We start from the raw sequence: 20665 nt of genomic DNA on the forward strand, positions 1-20665 counted from the left end.
AGCTATGAGCCAATTGAATCAAATCATTGCATCAATCCTAAGTGATATCAACGAGGCCAAATCCAAAGCAGATTTTGCTTCCCGAGATTTGGCGCAAGCATACGCCTCGGATGATATCCTACGCTATTTTCCTGTTCCAAAGATTGGAATTTCAAACTTGGAGGTGGAAATCAAGTATGCCGTTGAAACTGTTGAAGAAAAGCCTATAGAATCTAGCCAGTCTCAGCGGAGACTGGCTGATTTTATCCAAAAGTTTTCAGAACAAACGGCTAATGAAATTAAAAATCATGTAGCCAAAGAGGTAACTTCAAATGTGCTTTACAAGGATTTGGGATCCAATTATCCCTCTCAAGAATGGGAATCTAACTTTGCTGCCACCCTTTCAGATAGTCTTTCTAAGTCAGTAACATCGGGAGCAGATTTGATAAGGAATTTGCCATCTGTGACCGAACAGCTGAAAAAAAGTACGGTTGAGTTTTTTCCTTTAGCATTCAAATCAGAGACGGTAGCGGCAGTTCCAAAGTCCACAGGTGAATATCAAGTCATTGGATTGGATAAATCAGGGGCCGTTGATTTTAAAATTCAGACTGATTTTCCAGATGACAAGACGGCGCTTAACCTTGCCAAATCGCTGAATTCTGCAATACTTTCAAATAAATTGGAACTCGGTGAAGTGAAGCGAGATGCACTCTCAAAGACGGATATGGCCAAAGCAAAATTGGGTAACCAGGAAATAGTTCTGACCATGGAAAGCCAAAAGGTGGGTTCAAGTCAGCCAAAGGTCTTTTTTGAAAGTGTGATCAAGGAGAAAAGTGTGGTTTTAAATAAGCCAATTTTGGTTAGACCAACTTGGTTGGGAGGTAGACCAATAGGAGCAGGAACTAGACCTACCTCTACTCCAGAACCCTCGGTTAACTTGAAGGAAGACGATACACTTTTGGGGATTTCACAAACTATTCTTCGAAATAAGCTAACCGATTTCCGAGTTGGAGTTGAGAAGATTTTGAATGAATCTAAAGTGACTTCTTTAAAGCTGACTGTAGAGTCGGAAAAATTAAAGCAGGTAAAGCCTGAAACCGTATCGACCATCAAGTTTACTTTAACTGGAAATGACTTTACCATGGTCCAAGATGATGGTCAAAAGTCGGTTCTATAATTTTTGACTGTATGATTACTCCAAAATTTATTTCAGATCTCCTTGGTGCGCCAATGGCAGCGGTTGTGCAGGCAGAGGCTATTGCGGCAAGGGCCACGGCTGATTTTATCAAAGAAGTCGGCTTCACTAAGGATACAGATGCGATTGATCCTGATTTTGGATCCATCAAAAATATTTCCTTTTCTTATCTAAGACAAAATGCCGACGGAAGTGCACAAACCGCTTCTATCACTGTTCCCCTTTTGACTATTGTTCCCATTCCTACTTTGAGAGTTGCTCAGGCAGTAATTGAATTGGACTTGGCGATCACTCAGCCTGAAGAAACTTCAACTGGAGGATCAAATTCTAAGTCAAACCAAGCCTTTGGAGTTGCACAACCTTTACGACTTAAGGCGCTCTTTGCTAAAAAACCGCTTCCTCAGAGTTCAAATACGGGCAATTCAATTTCGGGGAATATGAATGTAAAAATCACCATGGAGCAAGCTGAGCCTACCATTGGAATGGTCCAGTTGCTAAGTATTTTAGATAATTCAAAAAAAGAATAATGAGCTGGATCAACTCAATACTAAACTGGTGGAAAAATTTATTCAGTTCAGAGAAAAATAAATCTGAACCCGTCAAAGAGGCAACCCCTGCGGTTGAAATTTCCAGGACTCCGGGCTTAAATTGCCCGGAGTGTGGAACTCGCATGGTAGTTAGTATTCAAAATTTGGTGAATCTTGAACCTTTAAATTGCCCCACTTGTGGCTTGGAATTAACCGTTGATGTGGAACATTCTCAATCTGCCCTTGAATCTTTGAGAAAACTACAAAATGGCCTAGAGGAAGCCTCTAAAGTTAGAAAAGATGCAAAAGTCTGATCTTTAGAAATTCCAAGTCCCAAATTTACCTGCTTGATAATCCTGATAGGCCTCGTATATCTGCTGTTGTGTATTCATGACAAAAGGACCTTGAGCGACCATTGGTTCATTAATTGGCTCTGCATGTCCAAGGATCAAAACTGCATCTTCCGAGGCTTCTACCTGAATTATTCCATTTGAATTTTCAAATTCTACCAAATTCCGGAAGTTGACCAATTCTTCATTGACTTTTAGCTTTCCTCTGACGATATAGAAAAAGATGTTTTCCGAAGTAGGGATTTCCTTTTCAAACTTCCCGTCTTTTTTCAGGTAAATCGTGCTCATAGATAAAGGAATATTTCCTTCAAAGGCTCCATCTACTCCGTTCCACTGTCCAAAAAGTTGTTGAACTTTTACCCTTCCACTATCCAGTTCAAAAGAAGGGATTTGGTCTTTCTGAAGTCCAATGTAATTGGGAGCAATCATTTTTTTTGCTGCGGGGAGATTGATCCAAAGCTGAAGAATTTCAAGATCTCCTCCGTTTTGCTTAAATGCTTTACTTGAAATTTCAGCATGGATTAGCCCTTTTCCTGCCGTCATATATTGCACTCCTCCAGGACCGATTACAGATTCATGTCCCGATGAATCCATGTGCATAATGTCTCCTTCGAGGATAAAAGTTAGCGTTTCCATCCCGCGATGGGGATGGGGCCCAAAAGGTAAACCTTGGTTTCCTTTCGGGTAAGTTTGGAATCCGTGGTGATTAAGAAATATAAAAGGATCGATTTGCTGAAGTGACCGAGTTGGTAGAGGACTGTATGTGATTAAATCTGCAATTGGTCGGTATTCAGCCTGATGAATTCGCTTGATTTTTCTCATTTCATTAAATGCTTGTATAGACATTAAATGGGATTCAGGATTAAAAAGTTTGATTTTTTGGATGATTATTGAAGTTGCTTGTCTAAAGAAAGAATGGTTTGAAGTAGCACATTGGCACCATTTCCGATATCCTCTTTTGACGAGTATTCTTCAGGAGCATGGCTGATTCCATCTTTGCTTGGAATAAAGATCATTCCCATAGGAGCTATTCGAGCCATTTCTTGCGCATCATGCCCCGCCCCACTAGGCAGACTCTTTGTAGTCAATCCGAGTTTTTCAGCTTGATTTTTAATTATTTCTCTAATCTTTGGGTCTGCTAATGCCGGTTTGCTAGCGACTTCAATGTGCTTGATCTCGAGTTTTGTACCGCTTTGATTTGCCAACTCCTGTGCTTTACGCTCAATATCTTTGTAAACGGTCCAGATTTTTTCCGAAGAAAGGTCTCTTATTTCAACGTTTACTTTCACTTCTCCTGGAATGACATTTCCGGCACCAGGAAAGGCTTGGATTTTCCCAACAGTTGCTACTTGTCTGCCTGGGTAAGAATTTACAATTTTATTTACCTCTAGAATCAATTCCGCAGCTGGTAGCATAGGGTCATGTCTCAAGGCCATGGGTGTAGTCCCAGCATGATTGGCTTTACCTTTAAAGGAAATCTCCCACCACTCGATAGCAACAATTCCTTCTACCACCCCAATGTCCAATTTTTCATTGAAGAGGTTTCCTCCTTGTTCGATGTGAAGTTCTAGGAATGCTGCAATATCTCCTGGGCTTCGCTTCATTTGGGGGATTCGATCTGGATCTCCTCCTAGGAGTTTTATTCCTTCATATTGAGTGATTCCCGCATTGCTGACTACTTGAAGTGCTTCAGCGCTTAATGCACCCACGATTGCTCGACTTCCCACTACACCGCCTTCTTCATTTGTAAAAATGATTACTTCCAAAGGATGATCGATTAGAAAATTGTTTTCAGCTAGTGTTTGAACAACTTCTATCGCACCAAGGGATCCCACAGGTCCATCATAATCGCCTCCATTTGGTACCTCATCGATATGAGACCCAAAGACTATTGGTTTTAAGTTGGGATTTTTGCCTTGTTTTTTTCCAATGATATTCCCCGCAAAATCAACAGATACTTCTAAACCTGCCTTTTCCATCAGAGATTTTACAAAGGTTCTTGCCGCTATATCATGTTTGGAATATGCAACTCGATCTGATCCTCCCATTTCATTTTTGCCATAAGTGGCTAATGTCATTAGGTTCTCATGAAGTCGGTCTGGGTTGACTTGGAAGGTTTGACCAAAGGATAAAGTCCATGTGAAAATCCAAAGTAGGAAGGCAAGGGAAGTTTTCATACAATTAATGATAGAGGTGATACAAGAAAAAAGTCCCTCTAATAGAAGGACTTTTGTGTGTTTATTTCAACCAAGCTAGTCGAATTTCATCTGGAGCCTTCATCCGATCGGCAAGTCTCATATATCTACTTGCGAGTCCTGATAAGTAATCTTGGGCTTTAGCGGCTAGATCATTTAGTCCTGTCAGATTTTCGATTTTCCAGAAATCAACCAAATGCTCAATTATTCGGGCATAATCCCAACCGGTATAAATTCCTACTTTTTGAGTGATTTCAGAGAAGTCTTTGTAAAGATTGGGTCGATTTCCACCTTCACCCATCAAGACTGCAGGCATCACAATTTGCTTCCGCATCATTTTCTCAAAAGCTAAAATTGCTCCACTTGGATCGATTTCAAAGATGCGCGACATGAATGTTTTATAGGCTTTTTCATGTCTAGCTTCGTCACCTGCAATGGTTTTACAGATTTTCGATAATACATGGTCACCGGCTTTGTCAGCTAGTTTTCCTGTATTGACATGGGAGATTTTAGTAGCTCTTTCCTGAAAAGAGGTATAGATCATAGCCTGATAGGGATCCGCATCGGTGTTAGCATCAAACCCATTGGCAATTAAGCGGTGAATCGTCCGCTCCACAGCTCCCATATCTACTCGTCCAGTAAGGTAAAGGTATTTATTGAGCAAGTCACCATGGCGGTTTTCTTCAGCAGTCCAGCTTTTGGACCATCTAACCCAGCCAGATGGAGAGACTAGTGAGCGCTCGTCATTGATTCCTTCCAACAGATTGAAATAAGTCTGATAGGATGGGAGAGCTTCCTCCGTAATCATGTTCCCGATTAGGGAAGTGAGAACGGTGTCTGGAATCCCTTCAGCTCGTTGTTGTAATAGTTTGATGTCTTCTAATGCCTCAGGATTGGATAGGTCCGGAAGAAAATCAGAGGGTTGCCAGCAAGTATCTGGATCAACCAAAATGTTATCTACAGCATCTCCCACTAGAGCATCTAGTTGAGAGATAACCTCCATGTTTTTTTCTAATTCGTAATTGATTTCGCCTGATTTCATATTAACTCAGATGGCTAGCTTTATTCTAACCGGAATAATAATCAGTGAAGGTAAGGACAAATCGTCGGATTCCTCTCCGAAAAACTCGATTTCGGATTTTGGTTTCCATAAGTGGCTTTTAAAAGTGAAGACAAAAAAAAGCCTCCCGAAGGAGGCTGATTCAAATTTCTTGAGGAAATCAATAGTCAAGCTTGTATGCTGCTACTTTGTTTTTGAAGAAAGTTGGAACATAGATGATTTTTTCGCCAGCGTTATATCCAATATCAGCGGTATTTGACTCTGCTGCTTTGGTGTCTATCATGAGGGTTTGAGTTGAATCGTTTGCAAACCAAATTTCACCTACCCAACGAGAAGCGATATAGTTGCCATCACCTAAAATAACCAATCCATCCCCTCCAGTTACCTCAGCATTTACGATTGAAGTAGTACCATCTGAATTCCATTTTTTCAATCCCGAAGCATCAAGTCCATAAATTGTCCCGTCTTCCCCGATCGCTATTCCATTGATCGACTCATTTCCTTCCGAGATCGTAGAGATGGCTCCATCTGAATAGGCATGTACCTTACCGGTATTCATGTCTGTGAAATAAACGGTTCCGTTATGAGCAGCTACATCATTTAAAAATTGTGCACCTTCTACTTTCCATTTATTGGCGATTTTTGCTGAAGCAATATCGATTTCTACAAATTCATCAATATCAGTAACGTAAAGCTTTCCATTTGATATTGCCATACCTTTTGGAGCATTTAACCCGGTAACCCATGCTGGATTGAGAATTTTTCCTTCCTTAGAGATAATAGCAATTGATCCCTCTCCATCTTTTCCCAAAGGATCTTGACCGATAATATTCGAAACATAGATGGTACCTGATTCAGCATCAAACAAAACAGATTCATTGGTCATTAATGAATCAGCTGTTTCCCAAAGCAAGGTTAAGGTTGGAGTTTTAGTTTCAATCACCTCTTCAACCTCTTCAGTTTTCTGAGGGGAACAGTAAGTAAAAAGCAATGTGGCAATAATACCTAGTAAAGTTTGGTTTCGTAGATTTTTCATTGTTGTAATTAGATTGGTTTATATTCAATTGCAAAGTTGGTCATTTCTTTTCTCCGAATAAAATCTGTTATCGAACTCATTTGTTTGGATGATTCATGGATTTAAGAAGTCAACTTGGCTCCTCTTTTTATAAAATTTGGCTTGAATCTGGTATTTCCTTTTAAGGATTAAACTGCCGTTGATGGATTTTTCTTACTCAATTTCTGATTAGGTTTTAACTTGTTGTCCACCATCAGCATTATTTATCCTTATGAAAAAAAATCTATTTGCCATACTTCCAGCTTGGATTGTATTAGCTTGTTCTTCTCCAGAGCCAGCAGTTGATTATACCAAACTTACCGATGAGCAAAGGCTTGAAGCTGCTCGAGAAATTGCCCAATCGACGATCATGGTAGATGGTCATGTAGACCTTCCCTATCGGATGAAAGTAGGTGGCTTTACCCTCCAGCGTGAAATTTTAGATGTTTCGGTTCGAACACCAGATGGTAATTTTGATTACCCAAGAGCTAAGGAAGGTGGACTCGATGCTCCATTTATGTCTATATATATTCCTGCAGGAAATCAAGCAACCCCAGGTGCTTCTAAAGCCTTGGCCGATTCACTGATTCTCATGACGGAGCGTTTGACGGAAGCTTTTCCTGACAAGTTCGCAATGGCTTACAGTCCAGCAGACATAGAGGCGAACTTTTCAAAAGGCTTGATTTCTCTCCCGATGGGAATGGAAAACGGTGCGGGAATCGAGGATGATTTGGGGAATGTAGCGTATTTCCACAAACGAGGTATTCGATACATCACGCTTACTCATGGAAAGGACAATTTGATAGGCGATGCCAGTTATGATACAACCGGGACCCACGGCGGATTAAGCGAGTTTGGAGAAAAAGTAGTGGCTGAAATGAATCGCGTCGGTATCATGGTGGATTTGAGCCACGTTTCAGATAATACCTTCAAAGATGCATTGGCTATTACAAAAGTACCTGTGATCGCCTCACATTCCTCCGTTCGGAAATTTACGCCTGGTTTTGAGCGAAATATGAGTGATGAGCTAATTCAAGCTATGGCTAAAAACGGAGGGGTAATGATGATCAATTTTGGTGGTTCTTTTATTGACTCGGCTTATGCCGCTGGATCGACCAAAGTTCGAGAGCACATCGTGAATTGGCTTGCTGAAAACAACCTTTCCCGAACTGATTCTACAGCCCAGATCTATATTCAAGAATATTCTGCTAAAAATAATCCTTTCCCAACTGTCCAGCGGGTGGCCGACCATATCGACCATGTGAAAAATCTTGTAGGAATTGATTATGTGGGTCTGGGTTCGGACTTTGATGGAGTAGGAGATTCCCTTCCTACAGGCCTGAAGGATGTTTCCATGTTCCCTAATTTAATCGCTGAATTACTGAAGCGGGGATATTCGCGGGATGACATTGAAAAGATTTGCTATAAAAATATTTTCCGTGTTTGGGAAGCTGTGGAAGATTATGCATCTGGACAAAATTAAAAGGGTTTCAATATTTACTCAAAGCTCCCAACGGTTCCCATTGGGAGCTTTTTTATTTCATGTGTTTAAAATTTGATTTTCATTTGCCACATGGAATGCCCTGGATAATCATTTCCCTGTGTGAGAAGCCATTCTCGTGGGCATTTCATCTAAATATCTGCCGAACGGTCTTCCTGTTTTCTGGATTTCGCCTCCTTTTCTGTCAAAATTTCCTTTTTATTTCTTTAAATAGCTGTTTTTCAGTCATTCTGGCTTAAATATTTACTTGGCTAGCCATTTGATCCATGGGAATTACCTAAACCACTATTCAATTAACAACCATGGATTTCAAGCAATTTACGATCAAGTCTCAAGAGGCAATTCAAAAGGCCGCAGAGCTTACGACAAGTGCCGGTCAACCCAATATCGAGACGGCTCACTTGTTGAAAGGGATTTTTGCAGAAGATGAAAATGTCCTCGAATTTCTCTTTAAAAAACTCGGAGCCAATAAACAACTGGTGGAGCAAAAGCTGGACGAGCAACTCGCCAAGTTTCCCAAAGTAAGCGGAGCCAATCAGCAGCCTTATCTCTCTGGAGCGACTAATCAAGTTTTGACAAAGGCGAAAGATTACCTCAAGACTTTTGGGGATGAATACGTCGCCATCGAGCATTTGCTTTTGGGGATTTTAGCTGGAAGTGATACTGTCGCCCAGCTCTTAAAAGATCAGCGTTTGGCTGAAAAGCCCCTGATCGAAGCTATCAAGGAATTAAGAAAAGGAAATAAAGTGACTGATCCCAACGCAGAAAGCAAGTACAGGGCTTTGGAAAAGTATTCCAAAAACCTGAACGAATTGGCCAAAAAGGGTAAAATTGACCCTGTCATTGGCCGTGATGAAGAAATCAGACGAGTACTGCAGATCCTCGCAAGGCGAACCAAGAACAATCCCATTCTCCTTGGAGAACCGGGTGTTGGTAAAACCGCTATAGTCGAAGGATTAGCGCAGCGAATCGTCTCCGGAGATGTGCCGGAAAACCTAAAGTCAAAAACGTTGATTTCCCTGGATATGGGCTTGCTCGTAGCTGGAGCAAAGTACAAAGGGGAGTTTGAGGAAAGATTGAAGGCTGTAATCAAAGAAGTGACGGATTCAGATGGAGAGATTATCCTGTTCATCGATGAGATCCATACACTGATCGGAGCCGGAGGTGGAGGAGAGGGTGCTATGGATGCAGCTAATTTGCTGAAGCCTGCTTTGGCCAGAGGAGAACTCCATGCCATCGGTGCTACTACGCTGAAAGAATACCAAAAGTACATCGAGAAGGATAAAGCACTCGAGCGTCGATTCCAAGCTGTTATCGTGGATGAACCCGATGCTGCAGATGCAATTTCTATCCTTCGAGGAATTAAGGACAAATACGAACTTCACCATGGCGTGAGGATAAAAGACGATGCCGTCATCGCGGCTGTCGAGCTTTCACAGCGGTATATTTCTGACCGCTTCTTGCCTGATAAAGCCATTGACTTGATGGACGAGGCAGCAGCCAAACTGAGAATGGAGATCGACTCCCTTCCTCAGGAATTGGATGAGCTGAACCGCCGAATCATGCAGCTTGAAATTGAACGGGAAGCGATTCGTAGGGAAAATAACAAAGACAAGGAGGCTATTCTGAGTAAGGAAATTGCTGAATTGAGTGAAAAAAGACAGTCCGTGAAGGCTAAATGGGAAAGCGAAAAAGCGGTGATCATGGGCATTCAGCGAGAAAAAGAGGCAATTGAAAAGCTTAAAATCGAAGCTGAACAGGCGGAACGTGCTGGGGACTTTGGAAAGGTAGCTGAGATCCGATATGGCAAAATCGGGGAATCTGAAAAGAAGCTGGAATCCTTCAAAACCCAATTGGCGGAAATGCAAGCTGGTTCACCGCTTCTCAAAGAGGAAGTGGACAATGAAGACATCGCAGCGGTAGTGTCCAAATGGACAGGTATTCCGGTAAGCAAGATGATCCAATCCGAGCGGGAAAAATTGCTGCATCTCGAAGACGAACTTGGTCGAAGAGTAGCGGGTCAACGGGAAGCGATTGCGGCACTTTCCGATGCAGTTCGGAGAAGTCGAGCTGGACTCCAAGATCCCAAGCGGCCAATTGGAAGCTTTATTTTCATGGGAACTACAGGTGTAGGAAAGACCGAATTGGCAAAAGCCCTTGCTGAATATCTCTTTAATGACGAGAATGCGATGGTTCGGATTGATATGTCAGAATATCAAGAACGACATGCAGTAAGCCGATTGGTGGGAGCTCCTCCAGGCTATGTAGGTTATGATGAAGGAGGTCAGTTGACCGAGGCAGTGAGAAGAAAGCCTTATTCAGTGATCCTTTTGGATGAAATCGAAAAGGCTCACCCTGACGTGTTCAACATCTTGCTTCAAGTCTTGGACGATGGTCGTTTAACGGACAACAAAGGCCGAATCGCAAACTTCAAGAATACCATTATCATTCTCACTACCAATATTGGTTCGCACCTGATTCAGGAGCGATTTGCAGAGATGGAGGAATGGAACAAGGATGAGATCTTGGAAAAGACCAAAGCAGAGGTATTTGAATTGCTTAAGAAATCTGTCCGACCCGAATTTCTGAACCGAATCGATGAGACCATCATGTTTGAACCGCTTAACAAGCAGGTTATCCGTAAGATCGTAGATATTCAATGGAGAGAAATTCAGAAGCGATTGGCTGAGTCTAACATCGAAATCGAAGCAACAACAGAAGTGCTAGATTATTTGGGCGAAGTAGGCTTTGATCCGAACTTCGGAGCTCGACCGCTTAAGCGAACTATGCAACGATTGATCTTGAATGAGCTTTCTAAGCAGATATTGGCGGGTTATATCAAAAATGACTCGGCAGTTTTGGTGGACTTGGATGCTGAAAAGCAGGTTTATTTCAAGAATATTGATGCGACGGTGGAAGTTTAATTCATATTAGACTTCAGTAATTACCCTCGAGATCTTTGATTTCGAGGGTAATTTTTTGTCTCACCAGTTGAAAAATGGGGGTTGTCTATAACATCATCAATTTGCGCCTTGATAAACTCTATTCCTTTACCGGAGTTAAAAGGAAAATTTGTAAAGAATGCTCTTTTCCCATTCAGAAAGTCCAACCGAAATTTGGCAATCTATTAAACATGAACTCCATCGCGGAGCATTGGATCCTAAGCATCCGTTTCGATTTGTGAATTTGGGGACGTTGGGAAATGGAATTCCACAAGTTAGGACGGTGGTTTTGAGGGAGGTTACGCAGAATATGGGATTTTTGGTCTTTACTGATTTCCGTTCTGAAAAAGTTAGAGAAATCCAGAGCTCTCCGATGATCGCACTTCATTTTTATCATCCCAAAAAAATGCTTCAGGTCCGAGTGGAGGCAAAGGCAGAGATTCATTTTCAAGATACTCTTTCGGATAATTATTGGAGAAAATTGCCAGATGCCAGAAAGGCTGAATATACGAGTTGCTTGCCTCCAGGAACTTCAGTTTCAAATTCTGAATTGGGATGGGAGTCGGGTGAAAATTCCTTTTTTACGGTCTTGAATTTTATTCCTCACCGCTTGGATGTACTTCAGCTGAGTAAAGAAGGTCATCTCCGAATCCAGTTTGAAAAAGCAAATGACTGGAAAGGTCAATGGCTCGTGCCATGATCCAGATAAAAGAAAAAAGCTCTGAATTTCTCCAGAGCTTGATTTATTAGACTTTCATAATATCTGCTTCTTTTTTGACCAGAAGTTCATCGATTTTCGCCGAGTAATTGTCCGTGAATTTTTGGACTTGTTCTTCGGCTCGTTTGATGGCATCTTCTGAAGCACCTTCTTTTTGAAGTTTTCTAAGAGACTCGTTCGTGTCTTTTCTAACTGACCGGATGGATATTTTGCCTGTTTCACATTCGGATTTTGCTTGCTTCACTAATTGTATTCTGCGCTCTTCAGTCAAAGCCGGAATAGTGAGAATGATGATTTCACCATTGTTTTGGGGAGCAAGTCCAAGGTCAGAATTGATAATTGCTTTTTCGATTTGGGAAATCAGATTTCGCTCAAATGGCTTAATCGCAAGCGTCCTTGCATCTGGTGTAGTTACGGATGAAACCTGATTTAAGGGTGTGGGGGATCCGTAATATTCAACAAAAATACCATCCAGGAGGTTTGGCATTGCTTTGCCCGCTCTGATTTTTACTAATTCAGCTGCAGTGTGATCCACAGCTTTTTGCATCAATTCTTTGGCTTCGTCTAAGAATAATTCGATTTCTTCCATGAGTATATTCTTGGTTATGCGGTGATCAATGTTCCGATTTCTTCGCCTTGTACCAACTTGGAGAGGTTTCCATCCTTGTTCATATCAAATACAATGATGGGAAGATTGTTTTCTTGGCAAAGGGTAAAAGCAGTCATGTCCATGACGTTGAGGTTTTTCTTATACACCTCGTCGAAAGAAATGTTTTGATATTTGGTAGCAGAAGCGTCTTTTTCTGGGTCTGCGGTATAGACACCGTCAACACGAGTTCCTTTGAGAACTACGTCCGATTCGATTTCAATTGCTCTGAGAGCAGCTGTAGAATCTGTAGTGAAGTACGGATTACCGATTCCCGCACCGAAAATTACGATTCGGCCTTTTTCAAGATGTCTGATTGCTCTTCTTCTAATAAAAGGTTCGCAGACACTCTCGATTTTTATGCCGGACATCAATCGAGTAAACATGCCGTTTTGTTCAAGTGCGCTTTGAAGGGCCATGGCATTGATCAAGGTCGCCAGCATCCCCATGTAGTCGCCTTGCACCCGGTCGATGCCAGATTTTTCGGCCTGTACACCTCTAAAAATATTCCCTCCACCGATCACAATTGCAATTTCTACGCCCATATCCTTCACTTTTTTAATTTCATCAGCGTACTGCTGAAGACGGACAGGGTCAATTCCATATTTTTTCTCACCCATAAGGGCCTCTCCGCTGAGCTTGAGTAGAATGCGTTTATATTTCATCGATTGGAGGTGTAATTTTCTAAAGTTATTTCTTCAAAAACTTGAAGAAGTTGGGTAGATATCCAGATAAAATTTGATTGAATCGACTATCAATCGTCTAAACAATCCGACAAATATAATTTCTTCATCCCATTTTGCTAAGCCAAAATCAAAAAATGCCACTTGGAAGTGGTATGTCTTTCGTTGATGAAGGTGAGGGGTTCTTTCTTGAAGAGCCTTAATACTCAAAATTGGATTAGGACCTGGTTTTTCTCAACACTTTGTTTGACGGAAACTTTAACATCCTTTACTTGAGCATCGCCAGGTGCTTTGATAATATTTTCCATTTTCATGGCTTCCAATATCAGCAATACATCGCCTTTCTTGACTTGATCTCCGGGTTTTACTTTCAGGTCCAAAATCAACCCTGGCATAGGTGCTTTTACTTCCTTTAGATGAGAGCCACCAGATCCAGCAAATCCCATTTTTTCAAGTAAAATATCAAATTGATCCTTTATTTGGATTTCAGCTGTTTGGTGACCAAGCCGAATTTTTAATGATTTGGTTTGATGATCCAGACTGATAAGTTCTGCTTCAAATGATTTCCCATTTTTAACAAGATGAATTCGATTTTCATCTACCCATTGAAGGTCCCAATTGATTAGATCTTGGTTGATGACAAGTTGTTCTTTGTTTTTTTCGACAGTATAAGTCGTATTTTGAAGGCTAACTGAAAACATTCCTGCAATTTTGAATTAATTAAAACTACTCAAAAATCCACCTGGGGACAATTTTCTCAAATATGAATCAAAAAGATACGTCAGACAAAATATTCCTGAAGATTAGCTTTTTTCTGTTTACGGTCTTCAATTGGGCAATTCTAATTGGGTGCTCTAGTCAACAAGCAATTAATCAAAACTCTGGTACAGTAATAGGTCAATCCACTGAATTGGCTGATCAGGTATTGCTCAAAAATGAATTGCTAAAGGTTCAGAAGGAACAGGAAATCAAAGCCTATCAGGGTAGTTTAAAACGAGATTTCGATTTACTGCATGTGGATTTGAGTTTAGATTTTGATTGGGAAAATCAGATCGTATTGGGAGAGGCGTATCTAAAAATTAAACCTTTTGCTTATTCTCAAAGGGAGCTGATTCTAGATGCCAAAGATTTTGAAATACGGGAATTAACCTATGCAGGTGATTCGCTGGTTAAACTAGCTTACCGCTATGATGAGTCTAAAGTCAGAATCTATTTGCCTGCAATCAAATCTTCCAAGGATACCTTTGGAATAGTGATGAAATACAAGGCATTTCCCAACAAGAATTCAGGAAATGGAAATGAGGCTATAACTGATACAAAGGGTTTATATTTTATTGATCCTTTGGATACTCTACCAGGGAAGCCTAAAATGATTTGGACGCAAGGAGAGACTATCTATGCGAGTAAGTGGTTCCCAACGATTGATTCACCTAATGAGAAATTCACTCATTCTTTAAGTGTAGTTGTGCCAGATTCCATGTTGAGTGTAAGTAATGGGGTATTGGTTTCTCAATTGGAACTTGAAAATGGAAAACGGAAAGATAGCTGGGAAATGAATCTTCCCCATTCTGCTTATTTAGTTGCCCTTGCAATAGGTGATTTTGCACAAATTAAAAGTTCCTATGGCAGTCTACCACTAGGTTATTTTGTCGAAAAGGGGTATGAACAAGGAGCGAAAAAAGTATTTGAAAATACACCTGAAATGCTTGCCCTATTTGAGAAAAAACTTGGAGTAAAATACCCTTGGCCAAAATACGATCAAGTAGTTGTTCGAGATTTTGTATCAGGAGCAATGGAAAATACCACGGTTTCCATTTTTATGGAAGGGTTACTCCTAGACGAACGAGAAGCGATAGACTCAGAATGGGATTATATTATTGCCCATGAATTGTTTCATCACTGGTTTGGTGATTTGGTAACGGCTGAGTCCTGGGCAAATCTAACCTTAAATGAAGGATTTGCGAATTATAGCGAGTACATCTGGAATGAATATAAGTACGGAAAAGATCAAGCTGATTTAAAGCTGGTCGCTGAAAAGGAAGGGTATTTTAGTGAAAGTGAAACGAAACGTGTCGATCTCATTCGGTTTGATAATGAGGGGGGCGAAGATATGTTTGATGCTCATAGCTATAATAAGGGAGGACTAGTTCTTCATATGCTTCGGGATTATTTAGGAGATGAAGTTTTTTTTCAAGCATTGAATAGCTACCTCATTGAGCATCAGTTTCAGTCTGTGGAGGTTCATGATTTAAGAATTGCATTTGAAAAGGCTAGCGGGATGGATTTAAATTGGTTTTTTAACCAATGGTTTTTGGAAAAAGGCCATCCTGAGTTAGTCGTTGAGGTGGATTATTCTCAGTCTCAAAGTATCTTGATTCAAGTAGAGCAGCAGCAAGATTTGAATGAATTCCCCCTTTTTCAATTTCCATTAGAGGTAAGCTGGTACGAAGGAGGTGTTCGAAAAAGTCAGACATTTTTTATAGATAAAGTCAAGAATGAATTTGTCGTTGAGTCCCAAAATCCCATTGATCAAGTTTATCTTAATGAGCGAAATGTATTGTTGGCTTCCATATCTCAAAAAGGCATTTCAGATGAGCAATTGATTTTTCAACTTAAAAATTCTGATTTTGGGGTGGCTCGATATGCGGCCTTTGATAGTCTTAAGGCTAGAAACTCAGAATCGATTTATGCCTTGGTTGCCGAATCATTAAGTGATCCATTTTGGTCAATTAGGGAAAATGCACTCGGTCTTCTCTTTTCCAATACAGAGCAATTAATAGATCATCCAGAATGGGAAAATTTGGTTTTTGAAATAGCAGAAAAGGATCAAAAAAATTCTGTAAGAGCAGCAGCTATAGATGTGCTCGGCGAATATGATGCTGATAAATTCTTTCAATCACTTAAGCTTTGGGCAAAGGATTCCTCCTATTTAGTAGCAGGGTCAGCCTTGATTGCTCTAGTTCAGTCTGAAGGTATCCAAAATGAGCTAAGCTGGTTAGAGCAGTTTGAAAAAGAAAAAAACTTTCGAATAGTCATTCCATTGGCAGAATTCTATATCCGAAATCAGACTATTCAAGATCGAGGGCTGGGGAAAGAAGATTGGTTTTTTGAACAAATTACAAATTTAAAGGGAGAAGGTCTTTACTATTTTTTGGGGTACTTTAGTGAGTATTTTGCTAACAATCTGGAAAAAAAAGTTTTGGCCATCGAATATCTCCTTACGCTGTTGAGAACTCATGAAAAAGAATATGTACGTAGAGGAGCTTTTGAAGCTTTATTATCTTTTTCAGATCGGGTGGATGTAATTGAAAAAATTAAGTCAGTTTTGATTGATGAAAAGTCTGAATCACTGAGAAATTATAGCCGATATTTTCTAGATATGCTATCAGATGAAAATTAATTGGTTGATTATGAAAAGCTTGAATGATCCTGGGTGAAAAAGTTTTTAAATTTATGAGGAGACCTTTGATACTTTAATAAAAGGCTATAATTTTGCCATCCGTTAAGGTCACAAGGGTTGAAAAATCAAAGATTTTAGCGCAGTTGGGGGAATACCAAAGCGGCCAACTGGGACGGACTGTAAATCCGTTGACTTATGTCTTCACAGGTTCGAATCCTGTTTCCCCCACATAATAATTGCCTTATTGTAAAATTTTTTTCTAGTTTTGCAGGGCAAAAAAATATCCGGATTTCCGGACACAAGCGGGAGTAGCTCAGTTGGTAGAGCGGCAGCCTTCCAAGCTGCAGGTCGCGGGTTCGAGCCTCGTCTCCCGCTCTGTGCTTTTAAGCACACTGTATTTGTCAGCCGACGTAGCTCAGGGGTAGAGTACTTCCTTGGTAAGGAAGGGGTCACGGGTTCAAATCCCGTCGTTGGCTCAACACAGGAATCATTATCTAAACATATCTTTAAACTTAAACTGAGGATTTTCAAGCATGGCAAAAGAAACATTCGACCGTTCCAAGCCGCACGTTAACATCGGTACGATTGGACACGTAGACCATGGTAAGACTACCTTGACTGCAGCCATCACTACTGTATTGGCTAAAAAAGGTCTTTCTGAATTGAGAGATTTCTCTTCTATCGACAACGCTCCTGAAGAGAAAGAAAGAGGTATCACCATCAACACTTCTCACGTAGAATATCAGACTGAAAAGAGACACTACGCTCACGTAGACTGTCCAGGTCACGCTGACTATGTGAAGAACATGGTTACTGGTGCTGCTCAAATGGATGGCGCTATCCTAGTGGTAGCTGCTACTGATGGTCCAATGCCTCAAACAAGAGAACACATTCTATTGGCTCGTCAGGTAGGTGTACCTGCTCTAGTTGTTTTCTTGAACAAGGTAGACATGGTAGACGATCCTGAATTGCTAGAGCTTGTTGAAATGGAAGTAAGAGAATTGCTTTCTTTCTATGAGTTTGATGGTGATAATATTCCTGTAATCGCTGGTTCTGCTCTTGGTGCATTGAACGGAGAAGAAAAGTGGGTTGATACTGTTATGCAATTGATGGATGCAGTTGACTCTTACATTCCTCTTCCAGAGCGTTTGATCGACAAAGACTTCTTGATGCCAGTTGAAGACGTGTTCTCAATTACTGGTCGTGGTACTGTTGCTACTGGCCGTATTGAAAGAGGTGTTATTAACTCTGGTGATCCAGTTGAAATCATCGGTATGGGTGCTGAAGGCTTGAAGTCTACAGTAACTGGTGTTGAAATGTTCCGTAAGATCCTTGATAGAGGTGAAGCTGGTGATAACGTAGGTTTGTTGTTGAGAGGTATTGAAAAGTCTCAAATCAAGCGTGGTATGATCATTTGTAAGCCAGGTTCTGTTAAGCCTCATGCTCACTTCAAGGCAGAAGTTTACGTACTTTCTAAAGAAGAAGGTGGTCGTCATACCCCATTCTTCAACAAATACAGACCTCAATTCTACCTAAGAACAACTGACGTAACTGGTGAGATTAAACTTCCAGCTAACGTGGAAATGGTTATGCCTGGTGATAACGTGACAATCGAAGTTACATTGTTGTCTGCAGTAGCTTTGGAGAAAGGTTTGAGATTTGCGATCCGTGAAGGTGGTCGTACGGTAGGTGCCGGTCAGGTTACCGAAATCCTTGACTAATCTTATTTAATTAATAAATACAATGCGATCCCGAAGAAATTTTGGGATCGCATTTGTTTCTAAAGACTTTATTCCTAATTTTGCGTTCCGTTTTGGAGCGTGAACATACACGGGCATAGTTCAATGGCAGAATAGCGGTCTCCAAAACCGTTGATGGGAGTTCGAATCTCTCTGCCCGTGCAGTAAGATAAAAGACCATGAATCTTAAAAACTTTGTCCTTGAATCCTATGATGAAATGAAAAACAAGGTCTCTTGGCCTAAATTTTCATTTCTACAAAATAGTGCAGTTTTGGTACTAGTAGCCTCATTGATCTTTGCACTTTTTATTGGTGTGGTTGATCTGGGATTCGAAAATATCATGACATGGTTTTATGATTTATTCTAATTGATTTTACAGGATGGCTGAACATAAATGGTACGTACTCAGAGTAGTCGCCGGTCAGGAAAAGAAAACTAAGTCTTATCTGGAGAATGAAATCACCAGACAAAAGCTTGTGGAATTTATTCCTGAGGTATTGATTCCTTCTGAGAAGGTATATGAAATGCGAAATGGTAAGAAAAGAGTCAGGGAAAGAAATTTCTTCCCTGGTTATGTTCTTGTCAATGCGGATCTTTCCAATGGTGAGGCCAATCACGTAATAACAAGCATTCCGGGTGTAATCGGTTTCTTAGGATCAAACCAGGGGGGAGCTTCCAAAACCCCTGAGCCATTACGACAATCAGAAGTCAACCGTATTTTAGGTAAGGTTGAAGAGATTGATGAGTTTGCCGAGAAGCAGGATACTCCATTTATAGTCGGAGAGACCGTGAAAGTAATGGACGGTCCTTTCAGTGGGTTTACCGGGACAATTGAGGAGATATTTGAGGAGAAAAAGAAGCTTAATGTTATGGTTAAGATCTTTGGCCGAAATACTCCTGTAGAGTTAAACTTTATACAAGTAGAAAAACAAGACTAAGCAATGGCTAAGGAAATCACTGGTTATGTAAAACTGCAAGTGAAAGGAGGCCAGGCTAACCCGTCGCCTCCAGTAGGTCCTGCTCTTGGTTCCAAGGGCTTGAACATCATGGAGTTTTGTAAGCAATACAATGCACGTACCCAAGACAAAATGGGACAAGTGCTTCCAGTATTGATTACAGTTTATTCTGACAAATCCTTCGACTTCGTAGTTAAAACTCCTCCAGCTGCAAACATGCTGATGGAAGCTGCCAAAGTAAAAGGAGGTTCTGCAGAACCAAACAGAAAAAAAGTAGGCTCTGTTACTTGGGATCAAGTAAGAACAATTGCCGAGACGAAAATGCCTGACTTGAATGCTTTCAAGATTGAATCAGCTATGCGAATGGTAGCTGGTACAGCGAGAAGCATGGGAATCACAGTATCTGGTAAAGCCCCTTGGGAAGAATAAATAAAAAACAATGGCTAAGTTAACAAAAAAGCAAAAAGAAGCTCTTTCTAAGTACGACCCAAGCCAAGTGTACTCCCTAGAGGCTGCTTCTTCGCTGGTTAAGGAAATTACTAACACTAAATTTGATGCATCTGTAGATGTTGACATCCGTTTGGGTGTTGATCCTCGTAAGGCAGATCAAATGGTAAGAGGTGTTGTAGCTCTCCCTCATGGTACTGGTAAGGATGTCAAAGTACTTGTACTTTGTACTCCTGACAAAGTAGCTGAAGCCACCGAAGCAGGTGCGGATTACGTAGGTTTGGACGACTATATTGCCAAGATCGAAGGTGGATGGACTGACGTTGACGTCATTATCACCATGCCTAACGTGATGGCGAAAGTAGGTAGATTAGGTAGAGTATTGGGTCCAAGAGGCCTTATGCCAAACCCTAAATCTGGTACAGTAACCCTAGAAGTGGGTAAAGCTGTAAAAGAAGTTAAGGCTGGTAAGATTGATTTCAAAGTAGATAAGTTTGGAATCATTCACGCAGGAATTGGTAAAGTTTCATTTACCCCTCAACAGATTCAAGATAATGTGAAAGAGTTGATTATGACTATTTCACGATTGAAGCCTTCATCTTCAAAGGGTACATATTTTAAGAGTATTCACATTTCCAGTACAATGTCTCCAGGAATTACTGTTGACAAAGGAAGCATCCAAGGTATTTAATCATGACTAGAGACGATAAAAAAGTAATAATCGACAGTCTGACTGAGAAGCTTAAGGAAAATCCTTTCTTCTATATCACTGATGCGGCTGGATTTACTGTAGCTGAAGTTAACGCATTCAGAAGAACTTGTTTTGAAAGAGGTGTTGAGTATAAAGTTTACAAAAACACTTTGATCAAAAAGGCTCTTGAAAATCTGGATGTTGACTATTCAAAGCTAGTAAGTGGTACCCTTAAAGGTTTTTCTGGAATTATCTTTTCAAAAGAGACTAGTAATCTTCCTGCTAAGGTATTATTGGACTTCAGAAAAAAACAAGGTAAAAAAGAAACTAGACCTGTTTTCAAGGGTGCTGGAATTGATTCAGATGTAATTCTGGGTGAATCCAACCTTGAAATGTTGTCTAATCTTAAATCTAAGCAGGAACTTCTTGGAGATCTTATCGGATTGCTACAATCTCCTGCTAAAAATCTCGTTTCAGCTCTTCAATCTGGCCAAAACAACATTACTGGTGTATTGAAGACTTTGGGCGAGCGTGAGTAATTTCATCATATCAAAAAATCTAAAACAATTTAATAATTAATA

At 40.6% G+C, this 20665-nt stretch carries 19 protein-coding genes and 4 tRNA genes; 16 read left to right on the top strand and 7 right to left on the bottom strand.

All coding sequences use genetic code 11. The features are described 5' to 3' along the window. The first annotated feature begins 4 nt into the window (after positions 1-4). Entirely contained in the window at positions 5-1156 is a 1152-nt protein-coding gene (locus AO498_RS05365) for a hypothetical protein (protein ID WP_067544530.1), read from the top strand. 11 nt (positions 1157-1167) lie between these two features. Further along, positions 1168-1701, top strand: a complete 534-nt coding sequence (locus AO498_RS05370) for a DUF2589 domain-containing protein (protein WP_067544532.1) — start codon at positions 1168-1170, stop codon at positions 1699-1701. 317 nt (positions 1702-2018) lie between these two features. Here the strand turns inward: AO498_RS05370 and AO498_RS05380 are convergent, their stop codons facing one another. The 4 genes from AO498_RS05380 to AO498_RS05395 form a co-directional block, all read right to left on the bottom strand. Then, complete coding sequence (locus AO498_RS05380) at positions 2019-2873, bottom strand: pirin family protein (protein WP_067550266.1); 855 nt, start codon at positions 2871-2873, stop codon at positions 2019-2021. A gap of 65 nt (positions 2874-2938) precedes the next feature. Beyond that, positions 2939-4228, bottom strand: a complete 1290-nt coding sequence (locus tag AO498_RS05385) for a Zn-dependent hydrolase (RefSeq protein WP_067544536.1) — start codon at positions 4226-4228, stop codon at positions 2939-2941. Between the two features lie 61 nt (positions 4229-4289). After that, positions 4290-5288: an acyl-ACP desaturase gene (locus tag AO498_RS05390; RefSeq protein ID WP_067544538.1), complete on the bottom strand. Its 999-nt coding sequence runs from the start codon at positions 5286-5288 to the stop codon at positions 4290-4292. Between the two features lie 178 nt (positions 5289-5466). Then, the gene (locus tag AO498_RS05395; protein ID WP_067544540.1) at positions 5467-6342 is read right to left on the bottom strand and encodes an NHL repeat-containing protein; all 876 of its coding nucleotides are present in this window, start codon (positions 6340-6342) and stop codon (positions 5467-5469) included. 250 nt (positions 6343-6592) lie between these two features. Between AO498_RS05395 and AO498_RS05400 the strand changes: the two genes are divergently transcribed. From AO498_RS05400 to AO498_RS05410, 3 genes are all read left to right on the top strand, one after another. Beyond that, on the top strand, positions 6593-7843 hold the full coding sequence (locus AO498_RS05400) for a dipeptidase (RefSeq protein ID WP_067544542.1): 1251 nt from the start codon (positions 6593-6595) through the stop codon (positions 7841-7843). A gap of 320 nt (positions 7844-8163) precedes the next feature. After that, positions 8164-10785: an ATP-dependent chaperone ClpB gene (gene clpB / locus AO498_RS05405; RefSeq protein ID WP_067544544.1), complete on the top strand. Its 2622-nt coding sequence runs from the start codon at positions 8164-8166 to the stop codon at positions 10783-10785. A gap of 157 nt (positions 10786-10942) precedes the next feature. Then, positions 10943-11503 carry a pyridoxamine 5'-phosphate oxidase family protein gene (locus AO498_RS05410; RefSeq protein ID WP_067544546.1) on the top strand — a complete coding sequence of 187 codons (561 nt, stop codon included), beginning with the start codon at positions 10943-10945 and terminating at the stop codon, positions 11501-11503. Between the two features lie 46 nt (positions 11504-11549). On the opposite strand, the gene frr is transcribed toward AO498_RS05410, so the two are convergent. The 3 genes from frr to AO498_RS05425 form a co-directional block, all read right to left on the bottom strand. Beyond that, positions 11550-12110 carry a ribosome recycling factor gene (frr, locus tag AO498_RS05415; protein ID WP_067544548.1) on the bottom strand — a complete coding sequence of 187 codons (561 nt, stop codon included), beginning with the start codon at positions 12108-12110 and terminating at the stop codon, positions 11550-11552. A 14-nt stretch (positions 12111-12124) separates the two neighbouring features. Next, complete coding sequence (pyrH, locus tag AO498_RS05420; protein ID WP_067544550.1) at positions 12125-12832, bottom strand: UMP kinase; 708 nt, start codon at positions 12830-12832, stop codon at positions 12125-12127. A 224-nt stretch (positions 12833-13056) separates the two neighbouring features. Further along, on the bottom strand, positions 13057-13551 hold the full coding sequence (locus tag AO498_RS05425; RefSeq protein WP_067544552.1) for an acyl-CoA carboxylase biotin carboxyl carrier protein subunit: 495 nt from the start codon (positions 13549-13551) through the stop codon (positions 13057-13059). 62 nt (positions 13552-13613) lie between these two features. Here AO498_RS05425 and AO498_RS05430 point away from each other — a divergent pair, with 62 nt between their 5' ends. The 11 genes from AO498_RS05430 to rplJ all read left to right on the top strand — a co-directional run bounded on the left by AO498_RS05430 (position 13614) and on the right by rplJ (position 20623). Then, positions 13614-16250, top strand: a complete 2637-nt coding sequence (locus tag AO498_RS05430; protein ID WP_067544553.1) for a M1 family metallopeptidase — start codon at positions 13614-13616, stop codon at positions 16248-16250. Between the two features lie 145 nt (positions 16251-16395). Beyond that, positions 16396-16478, top strand: a tRNA-Tyr gene (locus AO498_RS05435). A gap of 74 nt (positions 16479-16552) precedes the next feature. Next, positions 16553-16625, top strand: a tRNA-Gly gene (locus AO498_RS05440). A gap of 29 nt (positions 16626-16654) precedes the next feature. After that, positions 16655-16726, top strand: a tRNA-Thr gene (locus AO498_RS05445). 57 nt (positions 16727-16783) lie between these two features. Then, positions 16784-17971, top strand: a complete 1188-nt coding sequence (tuf, locus tag AO498_RS05450; protein ID WP_067544555.1) for an elongation factor Tu — start codon at positions 16784-16786, stop codon at positions 17969-17971. Between the two features lie 109 nt (positions 17972-18080). Then, positions 18081-18151, top strand: a tRNA-Trp gene (locus AO498_RS05455). Between the two features lie 17 nt (positions 18152-18168). Further along, entirely contained in the window at positions 18169-18357 is a 189-nt protein-coding gene (secE, locus tag AO498_RS05460) for a preprotein translocase subunit SecE (protein WP_067544557.1), read from the top strand. Between the two features lie 13 nt (positions 18358-18370). After that, complete coding sequence (gene nusG / locus AO498_RS05465) at positions 18371-18928, top strand: transcription termination/antitermination protein NusG (RefSeq protein WP_067544559.1); 558 nt, start codon at positions 18371-18373, stop codon at positions 18926-18928. Between the two features lie 3 nt (positions 18929-18931). After that, on the top strand, positions 18932-19375 hold the full coding sequence (gene rplK / locus AO498_RS05470; protein ID WP_067544561.1) for a 50S ribosomal protein L11: 444 nt from the start codon (positions 18932-18934) through the stop codon (positions 19373-19375). A 10-nt stretch (positions 19376-19385) separates the two neighbouring features. Beyond that, positions 19386-20084: a 50S ribosomal protein L1 gene (gene rplA, locus AO498_RS05475; RefSeq protein ID WP_067544563.1), complete on the top strand. Its 699-nt coding sequence runs from the start codon at positions 19386-19388 to the stop codon at positions 20082-20084. Between the two features lie 2 nt (positions 20085-20086). Then, complete coding sequence (gene rplJ, locus AO498_RS05480; protein ID WP_067544564.1) at positions 20087-20623, top strand: 50S ribosomal protein L10; 537 nt, start codon at positions 20087-20089, stop codon at positions 20621-20623. The last annotated feature ends 42 nt before the right edge of the window (positions 20624-20665 follow it).

It is taken from the genome of Algoriphagus sanaruensis, assembly GCF_001593605.1.
In the GTDB taxonomy this organism is placed as follows: domain Bacteria; phylum Bacteroidota; class Bacteroidia; order Cytophagales; family Cyclobacteriaceae; genus Algoriphagus; species Algoriphagus sanaruensis.

Bases quoted from the DNA above. Each gene is read 5' to 3' on its own strand.
- AO498_RS05365 (WP_067544530.1), top strand. From the start codon at position 5: ATGAGCCAATTGAATCAAATCATTGCATCAATCCTAAGTGATATCAAC.
- AO498_RS05370 (WP_067544532.1), top strand. From the start codon at position 1,168: ATGATTACTCCAAAATTTATTTCAGATCTCCTTGGTGCGCCAATGGCA.
- AO498_RS05380 (WP_067550266.1), bottom strand. From the start codon at position 2,873: ATGAGAAAAATCAAGCGAATTCATCAGGCTGAATACCGACCAATTGCA.
- AO498_RS05385 (WP_067544536.1), bottom strand. From the start codon at position 4,228: ATGAAAACTTCCCTTGCCTTCCTACTTTGGATTTTCACATGGACTTTA.
- AO498_RS05390 (WP_067544538.1), bottom strand. From the start codon at position 5,288: ATGAAATCAGGCGAAATCAATTACGAATTAGAAAAAAACATGGAGGTT.
- AO498_RS05395 (WP_067544540.1), bottom strand. From the start codon at position 6,342: ATGAAAAATCTACGAAACCAAACTTTACTAGGTATTATTGCCACATTG.
- AO498_RS05400 (WP_067544542.1), top strand. From the start codon at position 6,593: ATGAAAAAAAATCTATTTGCCATACTTCCAGCTTGGATTGTATTAGCT.
- clpB (WP_067544544.1), top strand. From the start codon at position 8,164: ATGGATTTCAAGCAATTTACGATCAAGTCTCAAGAGGCAATTCAAAAG.
- AO498_RS05410 (WP_067544546.1), top strand. From the start codon at position 10,943: ATGCTCTTTTCCCATTCAGAAAGTCCAACCGAAATTTGGCAATCTATT.
- frr (WP_067544548.1), bottom strand. From the start codon at position 12,110: ATGGAAGAAATCGAATTATTCTTAGACGAAGCCAAAGAATTGATGCAA.
- pyrH (WP_067544550.1), bottom strand. From the start codon at position 12,832: ATGAAATATAAACGCATTCTACTCAAGCTCAGCGGAGAGGCCCTTATG.
- AO498_RS05425 (WP_067544552.1), bottom strand. From the start codon at position 13,551: ATGTTTTCAGTTAGCCTTCAAAATACGACTTATACTGTCGAAAAAAAC.
- AO498_RS05430 (WP_067544553.1), top strand. From the start codon at position 13,614: ATGAATCAAAAAGATACGTCAGACAAAATATTCCTGAAGATTAGCTTT.
- tuf (WP_067544555.1), top strand. From the start codon at position 16,784: ATGGCAAAAGAAACATTCGACCGTTCCAAGCCGCACGTTAACATCGGT.
- secE (WP_067544557.1), top strand. From the start codon at position 18,169: ATGAATCTTAAAAACTTTGTCCTTGAATCCTATGATGAAATGAAAAAC.
- nusG (WP_067544559.1), top strand. From the start codon at position 18,371: ATGGCTGAACATAAATGGTACGTACTCAGAGTAGTCGCCGGTCAGGAA.
- rplK (WP_067544561.1), top strand. From the start codon at position 18,932: ATGGCTAAGGAAATCACTGGTTATGTAAAACTGCAAGTGAAAGGAGGC.
- rplA (WP_067544563.1), top strand. From the start codon at position 19,386: ATGGCTAAGTTAACAAAAAAGCAAAAAGAAGCTCTTTCTAAGTACGAC.
- rplJ (WP_067544564.1), top strand. From the start codon at position 20,087: ATGACTAGAGACGATAAAAAAGTAATAATCGACAGTCTGACTGAGAAG.